Source organism: Candidatus Brachybacter algidus, assembly GCF_016707225.1.
GTDB classification, from domain to species: domain Bacteria; phylum Bacteroidota; class Bacteroidia; order Chitinophagales; family Saprospiraceae; genus Parvibacillus; species Parvibacillus algidus.
This window is the reverse complement of sequence record NZ_JADJID010000002.1, coordinates 742039-756808: the sequence shown is the minus strand read 5'-3', so window position 1 is coordinate 756808 and position 14770 is coordinate 742039. Positions and strand designations below refer to the sequence as shown.

The 14770-nt window shown below is 38.2% G+C and carries 9 protein-coding genes; 4 read left to right on the top strand and 5 right to left on the bottom strand.

The features are described from left to right. The first annotated feature begins 297 nt into the window (after positions 1 to 297). Positions 298 to 1473 (top strand): sensor histidine kinase, encoded by a 1176-nt coding sequence (locus tag IPI15_RS09000; RefSeq protein ID WP_287401848.1) that lies wholly within the window; start codon positions 298 to 300, stop codon positions 1471 to 1473. Between the two features lie 454 nt (positions 1474 to 1927). Here IPI15_RS09000 and IPI15_RS08995 read toward each other — a convergent pair whose 3' ends face one another. Then, a complete protein-coding gene (locus IPI15_RS08995; RefSeq protein ID WP_287401847.1) occupies positions 1928 to 2371 on the bottom strand; it encodes an RDD family protein in 444 nt (147 codons plus the stop codon). An 86-nt stretch (positions 2372 to 2457) separates the two neighbouring features. Continuing rightward, positions 2458 to 3504 (bottom strand): oxygen-dependent tRNA uridine(34) hydroxylase TrhO, encoded by a 1047-nt coding sequence (gene trhO, locus IPI15_RS08990; protein ID WP_287401846.1) that lies wholly within the window; start codon positions 3502 to 3504, stop codon positions 2458 to 2460. 115 nt (positions 3505 to 3619) lie between these two features. On the opposite strand from trhO, the gene IPI15_RS08985 reads away from it, so the two are divergent. Then, positions 3620 to 4501, top strand: coding sequence for a TonB family protein (locus IPI15_RS08985; RefSeq protein ID WP_287401845.1), 882 nt, complete (start codon positions 3620 to 3622; stop codon positions 4499 to 4501). 85 nt (positions 4502 to 4586) lie between these two features. Continuing rightward, entirely contained in the window at positions 4587 to 9488 is a 4902-nt protein-coding gene (locus IPI15_RS08980) for a hypothetical protein (protein WP_287419935.1), read from the top strand. A 225-nt stretch (positions 9489 to 9713) separates the two neighbouring features. On the opposite strand, the gene IPI15_RS08975 is transcribed toward IPI15_RS08980, so the two are convergent. Together IPI15_RS08975 and IPI15_RS08970 are read right to left on the bottom strand one after the other, a co-directional pair. Continuing rightward, on the bottom strand, positions 9714 to 10562 hold the full coding sequence (locus tag IPI15_RS08975; RefSeq protein WP_287419934.1) for an alpha/beta fold hydrolase: 849 nt from the start codon (positions 10560 to 10562) through the stop codon (positions 9714 to 9716). Between the two features lie 219 nt (positions 10563 to 10781). Next, positions 10782 to 11276 (bottom strand): hypothetical protein, encoded by a 495-nt coding sequence (locus tag IPI15_RS08970; RefSeq protein ID WP_287401842.1) that lies wholly within the window; start codon positions 11274 to 11276, stop codon positions 10782 to 10784. Positions 11277 to 11405: 129 nt separating this feature from the next. Between IPI15_RS08970 and IPI15_RS08965 the strand changes: the two genes are divergently transcribed. Beyond that, a complete protein-coding gene (locus IPI15_RS08965; protein ID WP_287419932.1) occupies positions 11406 to 12437 on the top strand; it encodes a tetratricopeptide repeat protein in 1032 nt (343 codons plus the stop codon). 951 nt (positions 12438 to 13388) lie between these two features. On the opposite strand, the gene IPI15_RS08960 is transcribed toward IPI15_RS08965, so the two are convergent. Then, positions 13389 to 14759, bottom strand: coding sequence for an efflux RND transporter periplasmic adaptor subunit (locus IPI15_RS08960; protein ID WP_287419931.1), 1371 nt, complete (start codon positions 14757 to 14759; stop codon positions 13389 to 13391). Positions 14760 to 14770: the final 11 nt, after the last annotated feature.

Genomic DNA, 14770 nt, shown 5'->3' with positions numbered 1-14770 from the left:
AGAGGATAAGACACATGGGATAGAACACGGATGACGCAGATTGAGCAGATTTGGACAACTTCTTATTTAATCTAATCTCCTTTAATATAAATACGGTAAGCAACTTTCTATTGTCAATGCTTAATTTATGTTTATCAGCGAAATCCCTTTTAACAGCGTCATCTGCGTTCCATTTTTATTTTCATCTTCGTTCCATTGCTATGAATTACACACCTACATTCAAAAAAACCTGCTTTCACAAAATATTATTTACATTTGGAGTGTTCTATTCTTTATCTTAACTAAGAAATAATTCTTTTGCTTAGAATATTTGATTTCAGGACCTACTGGAAAACATATCTCATCATCATTGGCATTTTGGTGTTGGTCATTTCTATGTTGTATACTACATTTCTTGCAACCAAACTCAAGGAAGGGGAGGAAAAAAGTGTACAATTATATGCTCGTGCCATTGAGGATTTGACCAAAGCCTCTGATGTGACAAATGACATATCTCTACAATTAACACAGGATTTTAAAATCCCGGCCATCCTAACGGATAATAAGGACAATATCATTACTGCAGTGAATTTTTCAGATGAATTAAATGAAGATACACTATTTCTCAAAGACCAATTGAAAGAGATTAAATCGAACGGCTACAAACCTATTGACATTAAAGATGAATTCGTGAACCAAAAGGTTTACTACAAGAATTCCAGGCTGTACACCTATTTAACCTATTTCCCTTACATCCAACTTCTGCTGCTTTCTGTCTTCATTGGCATGGGATATCTGGGCATCTCGGCTGCTAGAAAATCAGAGCAAAACAGATTGTGGGTCGGTATGGCTAAAGAAACAGCGCATCAACTTGGCACTCCTATTTCAGCTATCATCGCATGGATAGAGCATCTTAAAGTGATGGCCGAAGATGATCCTGATCAGATGGAAGTTCTCAGCGAACTCAACAATGATGTTCAAAAACTAGAAAGAGTTGCTGATCGATTTTCAAAAATAGGTTCTATCCCTGTGCTTACGCAAAACGATGTGTACCAGCTTTTGGAAAATACAAGGATTTATATGGGTAAAAGGGCGCCCCGTAAAGTTGAATTTGTATTTCCACAATTTCCAAATGACCAGCTAATCAAGATCAGTGTCAATGCTCCTTTGTTTGACTGGGTACTTGAAAACCTCATCCGAAATGCCCTCGATGCAATGGAAGGTAAAGGAGTGATAGGAGCTGAAGTCTACGAAGATCCAAATAATGTCTTCATAGATATATCAGACACGGGCAAAGGTATGACGTCAAAACAAGCAGGAAACATCTTCAAACCAGGCTTTACCACTAAGGCAAGAGGTTGGGGACTAGGCCTTTCCTTAAGCAAACGTATCATCGAAGAATACCATGGTGGAAAGATATTTGTGAAAAAAACTTCTCCAGGCAAAGGAACAACATTTACGATTAGATTGCCGAAGGCTGTTGTGAAACACTAAAAATTAGAAGGTAGAAGTCAGAATTATGCTTCGAAGTTTGAATTTAGCGAATGAAACCGATTATACAAATTTAAGAAAATTAAAGTTGATCCAATTATTTGAATTGATCTCAATTGCAATAGGCAACTTCGAAACTCAAGTCATAAAATATGAGATACGGACAAGGACAAGCCCCGTTCAGTCATTATTTTGATGCAGACCGATTACTTCATTGTCTTTTCTCCAATAATATTTCCTTTTGAAAAGATGTGTATAAAATCTAGCTATAAGGACAGATCGTGAGGTTCGGCTTAGGTTAACCTAAGTCGGGGTGTCATCAAAGTTTACTTTGAAATATACAAAAAAAAGACGTGTTTAAACACTAGCTGCAGGGACAGGTCGCGACCTGTCCTTGCAGTGGTTCATATTTTTAATTCATGTGATAGGGACAAGGGCAAGCCTCGTCACTACTGTTTCATTCTAATACTGCCACCGGTGCATCTTCTACTACCACTGTCGAAGCTACCAGATCATGAACCGCCTGCTTGTCTTTGGTAAATGCTGCTACTATGTATCCGATGATAAAAGTATTGCCACAAACTACCTTCACTAGGTTTCTAATGATGGCTTTGGATAGATTGAGGCCATTTCCATCCTCATCATACACTTTCAGATGCATTATTTGTTTGCCGAACGTTGCATTTCGGGTAGAAGATTCCATGATAACAAAGTAAATTAAGCCGATGAAGGCTGTCATTCCTGAAAATTCAGCAACATTCCAGAAGTTAAATCCATCGCTGAACAAGTTAAAACTGAATCCAAAAGGGAAGAAAGCCAATTTTGTCAATGCGCTGACGATGGTGGCATCAATGAAAAGGGCGACGAAACGTTTTGATAATGAAGCTAGTTTGTATTCCATGTGAGTTTTGTTTAATTTTCTATGTAAACTACTTTGTTATGCATAATAGTTTCCAATGGATACAACTTGTCGACAAATGCAATGTTTTACGCCTTCAATAAATTGTTTTCTCCGACAACTTTTGGATTATATCTCCCCTTTCCAAACTTCGAACCATTAAAAATCTTGTTCTTTCCGGCTTCTATCTGCTTTTCGATCGGCATATGTAAGTATTCTTTGCAGAGGGATGAACAAGTATTTTCGTATTCCGATTTGCAATTATCGCATTGGATAAAGAGCAAGTGGCAGTAGTCATTGGCACAGTTGGTATGCTTATCGCAAGCATCACCACATTGGTGACATTTGGATACTATATCCTCGGAGATCCTTTCCCCAAGCCTTTCATCGAAAACAAAATTCGTGCCGAGGAATTTATTTACGAGTTCTTGTTCCTTGACCTGACGGGCATATTCTATGATGCCACCATCCAGTTGAAACACATTTTGGTAGCCTTTATGCTTCATATAAGCACTTGCTTTTTCACATCTGATGCCGCCGGTACAATACATTACGATGTTTTTATCCTTATTCTCCGCCAGCATATCGCTTATGATTGGAAGCGACTCTCTGAATGTCTCCACATCGGGTCTGATGGCACCTTCAAAGTGACCTACTTCACTTTCATAATGATTGCGCATGTCTACTACAACGGTATCCTTTGCTGCCAGCATAGCATTCATTTCCTTAGCTGATAGATGTTTTCCGCTATCCATGACATCAAAAGTGGAGTCATCGAGTCCATCTGCAACGATCTTCTTGCGAACAGTAATTTTTAGTTTAAAGAAAGACTTACCGTCATCATCGATGGCGATATTATGTCGGGTGCCGTTCATGAATTCCAGTTCGCTGCATGAGGCGTTAAAGTCCTCCATTCGGGCATCCGGTATGGATATCTGTCCATTGATGCCTTCGTGCGCGATGTATATTCTACCCATGACACCGATCTTATCCCAGGTGAGGAAAAGATGATTTCGAACCAGTTCCGGATTGGCGAAATGAAAATATTTATAGAAAGAGAGGGTAGTCCGCTTTTCGTCGGATTGTTGCAATATTGCTTTCAGTTCGCGGCCGTTGACTCTATTGTGCAGTTTCATGGAAATGTTGAATGTTAAATTTTGAATTTTGAATGGTAAAGATAAGGGGTAAAAAGTTGAATTCGATTATATTTCAGCCAAATTAAAAGTATTCAATTTTTAAAAAGCTATAGAAATGAGTTTTAAAATTTCAAAAACACCCATGGGAATACTAGCTATTCTGCTTATTCTGATCAACTCTTTACACGCTCAAAGTAAATTTGCCGGTAAATTCAAAAGTAATTTAGATCCTGGAAGTTTAGTTTTGGATGAAACGTATTATACCACTTTTGAAAAATTATCAGATAGCCAATTAATCCGAAAAATATATTTTCCGGAAACAAAGCAAATTACACACTTAATTACCTACAATTCTATTCATCAAAATGAAAAGCATGGGCCATATAAAGAATGGCTGGATGATGGGACACTTTATGTGAATGGAAGATATTCCCACAATGTTCAGTCAGGACTCTGGTTGGTAGATGGCAAAACCGGTTATTATTTGAATGGTGAAAAAGACGGTTTATGGGAAAATTATAATGGATTCAATGAATTGTTAAGTACAGAAATGTATGAACACGGGAAATTGAATGGATGGACGTTTAACTATGATTCTACCGGAATTAAAAAAGATAGTGTTTTGTATATTAAAGGCGAATATGTTCTAAAAGATGTGATCGCAAAGGATGGCAAATCTATTATCAAAGTCACTGAAACCAAACCACAATTTAAGAAGGGACAAGGAGCATTTTACGAATATTTAAATTCAAACATAAAGTACCCAAACGATGCAAAAAAACATGGAATTACTGGTAAAGCCATCGTGGAATTTACAATTGAAAAGAATGGCGAAGTAACAGATATTAAGGTCATCAGAGGACTTTGCAATTCTATTACAGGAGTTTGTTATGAACTCTTTAAAACTATGCCGGACTGGTCTCCAGGAATGCAAAATGGTATTCCTGTTCGGGTTCAATATTCCCTTCCAATTACTTTTAATCTTGAAGCAGATTAATATTCCATTGCCTCAAGATCTTGCCATTTGCAAGTAACAATTCAGTTGATTAAAACACTAAATTGCTGGAAAAGCAGTATTTGGAATGCAAAGTTATCGGCCCAAACAATATCGTAAACGTCAAATTACTGTTGCAACTGATGCAGACCATGAGGTTGAATTAGAAAATGGAGCGGCAGCCATGCCCGCAGTTCAATTCAAAGTAATAGCAACTCCTGCTGCAACGGCGGGAAAACAAACAAAAGAAGAAGAAAGCAATTATATTGTAGATCCTGAAATAAAGCTTCAACACCAAAGTGTCGTTCAGAATTTGGCTAAATATAAAGAGTATCTCGATGAAGGCAAAGCCAGGATCTTTGATGCATTTTTTCTCAAAATTGACTTGCCAAATACTGTTGATTATGTTCAAACACAGGCGGCTATCCAATCAGAAGCTTCGATCTACGATGAAATAAGCAAAAAAGGAAAGGCAGAGTTGAAAGGAAATTATACCATCGCTGCAAATTCATTGGCCGAACGTTTTGCTAGCTATCAAAAATTTGATGCATATAAAAAGAAAATCGGAGAACATATGGCAGGTTGGGTGGTAAGCATCCATGATCTATTGAATTTTGAGAGAGCCAGTAGTTATTATGGCCTATTTCCTACCAGCAATGTTGCAAATCAAATAAACTTAACCGCTGCAAGAGATCCATTGTACAGATTACTGCAAATGACTTTCCCTTTTTCAAAAGAAAGAAACGCTTTATTTAATCAACTTTATAGTCAAGATCTTGAAACATTTGTTGAACAAAAAACTAAGTTTGATGACTTTACATGGCCTATGGCAAGGGCCTATCTGAAAGCAGGAAAGCTTCGTCCTGCAGATAAATTTTATATCGCTGTAAAAGGTGCAGGCACCGATGAAGGAAATGTGAACTTCTCGATGAAGCAGGCATATGACATAGGTATACAAAAACTTGAAACAGAATATAGTACCGACTATGCTTCAGACACTGAAGGCAAGGGGGCGCTTCCTATCACAGGAGCAGTCAATAATTGGTACATAGCCGGACGTATCGATGATGACATGGACTGGACGTCGGATGACAACATTAAAGCCAAGGCAATACTTTGCTACGGCAGAGTGCGTCCTGTAGACAAAATTCGGATGGCACTTTTTGGAGACAAAAACATAACAGACCTGCAAAATGCCATAAGGGAAGGAATAGATGAGGGAATGACAGGAGAACAAATAGAAGGAGAATACACGAAATCGTTTGGTAATGCAGAAAAAACAAAATCTGGATGGAGCTTGAAAGAGGAAATCAAAGACTTCTATAACTCCACAAAAGAACTCAATTACTCTTTTGGCGACAAAGAGAAAGGTAAAAAAATTGAGTCAGAGTTTTCAAAAGTAGACGATATTCTCTCGGGAAAAGAAAGTCTAGTTCAAAGATTTGTCCATGTATTTCAAACAGATGAAAAAAAAGCCTTTCCAATTTTCTGCAAAATGGACCTGAGCGCTAAAAAGTTGGTAACAGATACTTTCATAAAAATTAATTACAATGACGATAAACTTAATAAATACAAAGTCGTATACAATCTCCAATATTCCAACGACCCAGGGTTTCAATTAATAACAGAAGGCTCGCTGTGGGATTACGATTCATTTAAAAGTTATGTACGATATAGTATATCTCAAGGTAGTTTCAATGTTTTACGTAAGTCATTAAAAGGAAATGATTATCTTGAAGAAATGTTGGTCTATATGTTTTTGCCTTCCAAGGAAAAGGATAAAAATGAATTTTTAAATCTTTTGAAAATTGAATCAGACATACAGTTTTTTCTCCACATCATCAATAGTAAAGATAGAGAGTGGGCCACTCATTATTTGCTTCATTTATTGCCGGAAAACAGAAAACAGGTTTTCAAAGCACATTGGGAATATTTCAAAAGAGAAACTTACGTATTTGACAAAAAACATCTTAGACATGTAGAGGATCTTTTGTGGGATGACCCTACAGCGCGCATCAAAGAGGATAGACGGTTATTGCGTAAGGCAAATTCCGGACTAGGTGCCACTCTTACTAATATGGGAAGCACTGCGGGCCTAAGTGCCTCCAATGAAATGAGGGAGGTAGAAGTAGATCTTGAAATTGCAAAATTCGATGATGGCACTATCGATAAGGAAGAAATGGCAGGGCTGGAAGAAGGTATTAAAAATGCAAAAGAAACCAGAGCCAATTTTGAAGAAACAAGGGATAAAGTAGAAGGAATTGCTACCATGATCGTTCAGGCATTGGTGGCAGCTACGGCCTCTGCATTATTGCCGGGTTTGGGAGGAATCATAGCAAGTGGATTAATCAGTGGAGCTACAAGTGTAGTTACAAACAAGATTATGAAAAATGAGCGATATGATCTCAATAATTGTGGCATGGACTTTGTCACAGGTATGGTCGATGGGATGATGGGAGGACTCGCCACGAAGGGTATTGCTAAAATTGCTAAAGGTACAGGGTTTGCAGCACAGGTGATGAAGGTCAAAATCATCAATGAAGTTGCTGAACAAGCTTTGGGAAGTATCCATTCTCTTGGTATTGATATCGCTAAAGGAGTACCACCTGGTGAAAGTTTTGAAAATTACTTTAAAGGAATGTTCCAGAGTATGGTTGTATCAAGAGTAACTGCACCATATCAGAAGGCTTTGGATTCAGTTAAAAAAACAATTGTTCCTCCTAAAAACACGTCATCAGATACATTATCTCATCAGAATGACGTCGTAGACCCTTCAGTCATTGCGCATGACGGAAATACGGTCAATTCCACAAATGGTCAAATCGAACAACCTTCTGCTACATTACATACTGATATGCCGCAGCATGGCAGCGCAATTAGCGATCCAATTCATTACCAAACAGATCCTGTCGTATTGTCAGATTCCTTAACATCAGAATTAACACACATAGATATTGAAAAAACATCAATCGAGGCTAAAATCAATGCCATTCAAAACGAAATGACCCGAAAAGGAAAAAAACCTGGACGCTCTGAACGTAAAGAGTTGGAATCTATGGAAGCAGATCTGCATGATCTAACGAAAAAACAAAAAGCCGCCGAGGAGGCTTATGCCCTGCTGAATAATGAAGTAACCAGGGACACTGTGCTGGAGGCACAACAAGCCTTACGCGATATTCGTGATATGAAACTATACCGCTCCGGAGAGGAAGTGATTCTGCATGATGTTCCGGAAGGGGCTATATATCTGGATCCTGGTGGGGATTTGATCAGATCCGAATCACAAGGAAAAAGAACTATGGAAGATGTCTTCAATAATGACCCCCAACGCGAAGTTGGACTGTGGCGAGATAACAATACTGACCCTCCTACATATTTTGTAGTGCAGGGATCTTCATTCAATGTTGATTTTAATAGTCATGGCAATTATGATTTAGTGCACCATACTCATCCTTCCAGAGGACACTCCGTCTTGGATTCACTTGCTTCGATGGGTGATTTTCGGCATTTGATTAGAGGAAAAAGTCCAAAAAACCCTCAATATCTGGAATCCTCCATTCTTACACATCAGTCAGGCGAAATCCTGGAAAGCCGATTTATAGCAACTAGCTCAGGAAATGGTAAGTGGGAATTTAAAATTGAATATACCAAAAGAGATGGTTCGCGGGATTCACTTTCGATTGACCCTGATTTAATTGTGAATAGAAAAGAAAAAGAGTACAATGAATTAGTGAATAAAAAAGAAAACGAGGAGGCCAAACTTCATAGTAGCAGCAAGGTTACTGCCAAACATAAGGCTGTGACACCGGAAGATCTTCTTTCTGACCAAACGGCCACTGAACAACAACCCAATGAAAATGAATTTAAGGACAATGAAAATACACAAGTGGACGTCGTCCCTCCTCATGGTCATGGCGCAGCACCAGAGCGCACTGGCCCAATTGATCCAAAGAATTTGGATATTTATACCGACCGTGAGATTGTAGCTGGGTTGGAACAAATTGGAACATGGGATGAAATTCATAATTTCCTAAATCAAACTCCGGAAGGCAAGAAAATACTCGATCGGATGACAAGAATAAGGAAAAAAATAGTTCAGGATCTGGATAGTTATAATGCTGAATTATTGGGAGATGCATCCAGTACACCTACAAGTGACCTGGATTTCAATGTCACCAGTGAAAATGCCGGTCGTATGCTAGTATTATTGGATTCAAAGCTTCGCAAAATGTATGGAAGCAATTATGAAAAAATCTTCAAAGTTTCTTTATTTACACATGCAGGTCGCCTTACCAAATATGCGAACCATAAGGACAGTAAAGCTTTTGCAGGTATAGATGCAAGAATCCATGCCAAGAGTGAAGTTCTCATGTATGCGAGAATGTTGCACCATGCTAAAGGTAATCCTGCAGAAATGATACGCGTTGAACGGTTAATAAAAGGCCTGGACACTGATCTTATTCAAAGATGGGCTGATAAACTCGGAGACAATGACAGGAATAATTATTATAAATTGCTTCAGGAAGTAGATGCCTTGGAGGTAAGGTATAACAAGGCATCCGATCGTGACAAACCAATTCTTGCGGAATTAATATCTGCAAAACAAATGGAGGCAAATTTCTTTAATAAAGAAGCTTATCTAGCTCCGGGCGCAATGATGAAATCATACGATAAATCCCAATTAGGTCATAAACAAAGTATCCTTTCACAGGTAGAGATGATAGGCGCCAAAATAAACGAATACAATCAGTCAGGAGGAGATGTCACTGCAGAATATGAAGTGTATAAATATATATCAAGATGCAAAAAAGAATTGCAAGAACTTGGTATTCCTATACCGCCTGAGATGGAAATATATTTTACCTTGGCAGATACAATTTACAGAACCGATCGTAACTATTACAAATTAAATCAAACGCCTAAAAGCGAAAGATTGATTGCTTTGTACAGTTTTCTTCAAACATTGCAGAATTTGTCTCAAAGTCAATAGTTTTCATAGCAAAAGATAATGCAGAATAAAACCTTAATATGATTAGAAGGAATCTCACTAATTTTTATAAAAAAAGGGAATAGTTTCGGCAGATTTATGAAAGTTGTATTGTCGAAATAAAACAATCATAACACCCTTGACAAACTTCAAACTTCAAACTTCAAACATTATCAGAAATACATTTTAAAAGTGGACAATTCTATTTCCAACAAGTTTAAAATTAAATCAATTCATATTCATCAACACCTCCTTCACCTCCCCATACCAAGGCTCCCAGGGAATAAAGTGTGGCGCCCCTTTTAATATTTTCAAATGAAATGAACGGGCATTTATCATCGCTTTTTGAGCATAGTAAGCATTGCCAACAGGCACAAACGTATCCTTGTCACCATGCACCACATAGACATCGCAAGATATATTTCTGATCTCATCGTCCAGGTCTTTTAATTCCTTCTTGAATGCCCAAATCTCATTGCTGCTAGGTCGAAACGCACCCGGCATGAAATATTGCAGTGGAGTATAATACAACAATCCACGCCATAATTCCTTTGGCTCCTCGTCCGCATCTATTGAACCTGCTAGTATGACCATTCCTTTAAAATCATCCGGATGATCAGCCGCCAGTTTTACTAATATAGGACCGCCAAGCGAATGTCCAATAATGTAAAGAGGCTTGCCGTTTTTGATTGAATTTATAAATGGATATATGATTTTCGCCTGGTCCTCCATATTCATATCATTGCCAAACTGGCTATAACCAAAGCCCGGCCTATCAATAGAATACATTCTATATTTTTTGAGCAAGTCTTTATCCTTCAAATAAACCTCAAATGCATACCAACTCCCCGGTGAACCGTGGATAAAAAATAATGTCGGCAACGTATCATCGCCCGTATGGACTGCATGCAAATTAAATCCATCCACATCAAAGTCTTCAATATGCAGGACAACGCCCGCTTCTCTAAACTCCTGAACAGCCTTGGTATCACTGATACGCATCTTCATGCAACTCTGCGCCGTGACGAGCCAGGAAAGTAGGAATATGGATAAGATTATGAATGGCTTGCGAGGCATGGAAATTAGGAGGTTAAGAGGTTAGAAGGAGCGGATTGGCACTTTAGTACTTTGCGTTTTAGCTATGTACGTAAATTAGCCTAGTTTTGATTTCTACTAGCTCATTTCTAAAAAGTTCTTGTGCATAACGATATTATCATAATGATATTCTACCTAGTATCATACTCACGACTACTCAACTGAGGCTCTGTTGTACTGTTATACTGAAATACTGATATACTATCTTACTTTCACACTCTCCTCCAGCACATCAATGATCGTCTTTAATATTATGAACATCGGTTCCCTGCCTTCATTCGTTACGATGGGAAGGTCATCCGCTTCGAGTGCGTCTTCCACAAAGGCAAGTAGATCTTCTTGTGAGAATCCTTCAAAAAGAGAATCAATGCGTTGTTTGAATTTTTTTCCTTCCGAGGCATTGATTTTCTCCCAATTCAATTCTTCAGCTGCATCGATTTGATCAGGTTCGATCATGGCCATTTCAAGACCACTCTGTGCATATGTCTTATAGATAATGGTGACCAGAAAAGCGCAATAATCAAATTCTTCTTCAGTTAACAGTTCAAGATTCTCCTGACCCAGATAAGATATCAGCGCCGGCTGATCGGCAGCGATATTCTCCAACTCCATTACCGGGTCATTGTCTGACTCTATCTCTTGTTCGAATATTTTCTCTATTATTTCCTCTGTAAAATACATGACTTTTTTTGTCAAATATACTGTTTTATTATATATGGGCTATTCTTGTGCGTGTGAATGACAGTCTTATTTCTGAAAATTAATTTTTATTGGAAAGGTTCTATCTTTACTTTTTTTTCGTTATTCAAATTGAAATATACTTTTATGCCAAATATTACTTTGCTATTTAAATCTGTTTTTGTCATTTTCCTTTTAAGTCTGGTGGCTTGTAAAAGCGATAAAGTAGATGACAAGCCTAAAGCCAAACCTGATCCACAGCTGGATGCACTCAATGAAATAGTTGAAAAGAACCCTAATAATGCTGATGCATTATTTAACCGTGCACAGTATTATTACGACGTTGAGGGTTATGACGAAGCTATATTGGACCTGTCATCAGCAATGAAAATAGATAGCTTGAAGCCAAAATATTATCATTTACTGGCAGATACGTATATGGACTATTATCAGTCTAGAATGGCGCTGTTGACGATGCAGAAAGCTTCCGGAATGTTTCCTGACAGTATTCGGACCTTACTAAAACTGACCGAATACGAAATGATCCTAAAGCAATACGATGAAGCAATGCAGACGATTAAAACCATCCTGGAAAAAGACAAACAAAATGCTGATGCTTACTTACTAATGGGATCAGTTCTGAACGAATCAGGTGATTCAAAGCGCGCTTTACTCGCATTCAAAAAAGCAACAGAGATCGATCCTTATCTAATAGATGGTTGGATAAAAGCAGGAGCATTATCAGACGAAATAAAAGAAAAAGATGCTGAGAAATACTTCAAAACTGCACTAAAAATAGATTCTACTTCTTATCAGGCACTTTATGCAATGGCTATGCACCATCAGAACCTTAACCACCTCGATGAAGCCATCACATGGTATAAGAAGATGAATTTGGTGTTCCCAAAGACCGCACAGCCCTATTTTAATATTGGTGTATTGTATCAGGAAATGGACTCCCTGGATAAATCCCTTGAATTCTTGACCATTGCTACAGAATTGGATAAGATCTATGCAGAAGCATATTACGCGAAGGGAATAGTTTTAGAAAAACAAGGTAAGCTGGCTGAAGCTCAGAAGCAATATTCTCAAGCTTCAACTATCAGTCCAAAATTTGTAAAGGCCGAACAGGCTTCGCAGAGGTTGAAAAATCTACTGAAGGAAAAAGCGGTAAAGTAATGAACAATGATTGATGAATAATGAATAATGAGAGCACGCAGTAACGCTTGATCTTAACTGCAGGCTATTCTTGAACACTCCATGCCATTCAATAAGTAGCAAAATTATGATGAGGAACAGTGATTTCCCCCTTTGGAGGGCTAGGGTTTATACATATCTTTTCAGAAGGCATTAAAACTGGAGAATTTACTATGAAGTAAATAGTTTGCATTATAAAAATGACTGAACGGTGTAGCTGTGGCCTTATAAAATTTAGTGAATGAATGGAGAAAATGCCAAAAAATAGCAAAGTCCTACACAGCGAGGAACGAAGCCTTGTAGGGTTTTGCGTAATTTTTTGAGCTTTTGCGGAGTGAGTGAGCGTTAAGAATTTTGCTACCCCTCTGGCAGAGGGGTGCCGAAGGCGGGGTGTCTAGCCTTGGGTTTTTTTGTTACTTTTTTTTGCCAAGAAAAAAAAGTAAGTAAAGCAATTAAATTATCCTAAAAATACTGAAATATATCAATGTATCTAATTAATTATCAATCACTTATGAGCATTGTTAATATTTGTGTATAAACCCTAGCTTTGGAGGGGGGTAGAGGGAGGCTTTTCTATTGAAAAATGAAAAATAGACGAACCTGTAATTTTTCAAGATGCTTGTATCAGGCTATCTTTGAACATTTTACTTTTATCCATCATTAATCAAAACTATGATAAGCTGCAGATGTCCCTCTTTGGAGAGGGTGAACGACACAGAAAAGGTGCCAAAGCGACCTTTTTAAGGAAGTAAAACGAAACGAAGTGCAAGTCACTACTTGCACAAAGTGAAGTCAGAACACAATTGAGCATGCCTGCCGAAAGCATGAAGGCAGGTTACGAAATTGTGTTTCTGTGGGTTAGGGAGTGGACTTTTTTAATGAATAATGAACAATCAATAATGCTGCAGCGAAGTAATAATTAAAAATTAAAAATTACTTCTTAAAATCCTTATCTTCCGTCTTCTTTTCTTCTTTATGTACTTTATCACCTTGCTTTAGTATCCTTGAAACAGTGCTATAGGGTCCGGTGATGATTATCTCATCTCCTTTTAATCCTTCGAGAATCTGGATAAATTCGTCGTCTTGAATACCGGTTTTAACCTGCACCATTTTGGCAGTATCAGCACTTTGAACAAAAACAACTTCTACAAGATTAGCTTTCTTTTTAGAGGCTGTATCACTTTTCATCTTAGGGTCTTCTCTGGTTGTAACTGATTGAATTGGAACTGTTACAATGCCTGATTCCGTATTAGTATTTATCTCCACAGATGCGGACATACCTGGTCTGAATGGAAATGGCTGACCTTTTTTAATCATATCTTTATACGAATCAAAATCCATCCTAATCTTCACCACAAAATTAGTCACCTGATCACTGTTTAATGATGCTGCAGCAGTAGATGCTGTCGATGAACTGTTAGCAATTTCAGTTACCACTCCTGTAAATTTCTTACCATAGAATGCATCTACGTCGATCTCTGCAAGATCGCCTTTACTTACTCTGACAATATCATTTTCTGAAACTTCTACCTGAACCTCGATGACATTCAGGTTGGCTATGGTCATCATTTCCGTACCCGACATCTGGATTGTTCCAACGACGCGTTCACCTTTTTCCACATTCAGTGAACTAATGACACCATCTACAGGTGCATAAATAAATGTCTTATTTAGACTCGTCTTCAATTCATCCAGTGAAGCTTTTGCGCTTTGTGTACCATACTTGCTGGCAGTGGCATTTTCCTGAGCTTGTTTTAAGCCAGCCTCAGCAGATTTGGCATTAGCTATAAGTCCATCCAGTGATGCCTGAGATGCTTCAAGGTCAGCTTTACTAATGACACCGTCATCGAAAAGCTGTTTGTTTCTTTTATAAGTTTGTCTGGCATTGGTCAACCTGGCATTCACCTCCTCTATCTGTGCTTTGGCACTGTTAATTTGCGACCGAGAAACTGCCTCTTGCGTAGTTGAACTTTTGACAGAAGCCTGTCCTCTTTGCACAGAAGGCAGGTAGCTATCTGGGTTGATCTTAGCAAGCAATTGTCCAGCCTTGACGGTATCTCCTTCCTTCACATAAAGCGCAATGATCTCACCTGACACATCTGAACTGATCTTTACCTCATTCTCAGGAAAAATTTTCCCCGAAGCAGAAACTATCTCCTTGATGGTCCTTTCCGAAACTTTCTCAAAGGTCACAGCCTGGCCTTTAGGTTTATTCTTTCCATTTATTACAGCTGCAACTATGAGGATGACGACAAGGGAGACCAAACCAATGATCCACCATTTTCTTTTGTTATTTCTAGGCATTTATTAGCTTG

Coding starts and splice junctions, on each gene's coding strand:
- IPI15_RS08995 (WP_287401847.1), bottom strand. CDS start 2,371: ATGGAATACAAACTAGCTTCATTATCAAAACGTTTCGTCGCCCTTTTC.
- trhO (WP_287401846.1), bottom strand. CDS start 3,504: ATGAAACTGCACAATAGAGTCAACGGCCGCGAACTGAAAGCAATATTG.
- IPI15_RS08985 (WP_287401845.1), top strand. CDS start 3,620: ATGAGTTTTAAAATTTCAAAAACACCCATGGGAATACTAGCTATTCTG.
- IPI15_RS08980 (WP_287419935.1), top strand. CDS start 4,587: ATGCAAAGTTATCGGCCCAAACAATATCGTAAACGTCAAATTACTGTT.
- IPI15_RS08975 (WP_287419934.1), bottom strand. CDS start 10,562: ATGCCTCGCAAGCCATTCATAATCTTATCCATATTCCTACTTTCCTGG.
- IPI15_RS08965 (WP_287419932.1), top strand. CDS start 11,406: ATGCCAAATATTACTTTGCTATTTAAATCTGTTTTTGTCATTTTCCTT.
- IPI15_RS08960 (WP_287419931.1), bottom strand. CDS start 14,759: ATGCCTAGAAATAACAAAAGAAAATGGTGGATCATTGGTTTGGTCTCC.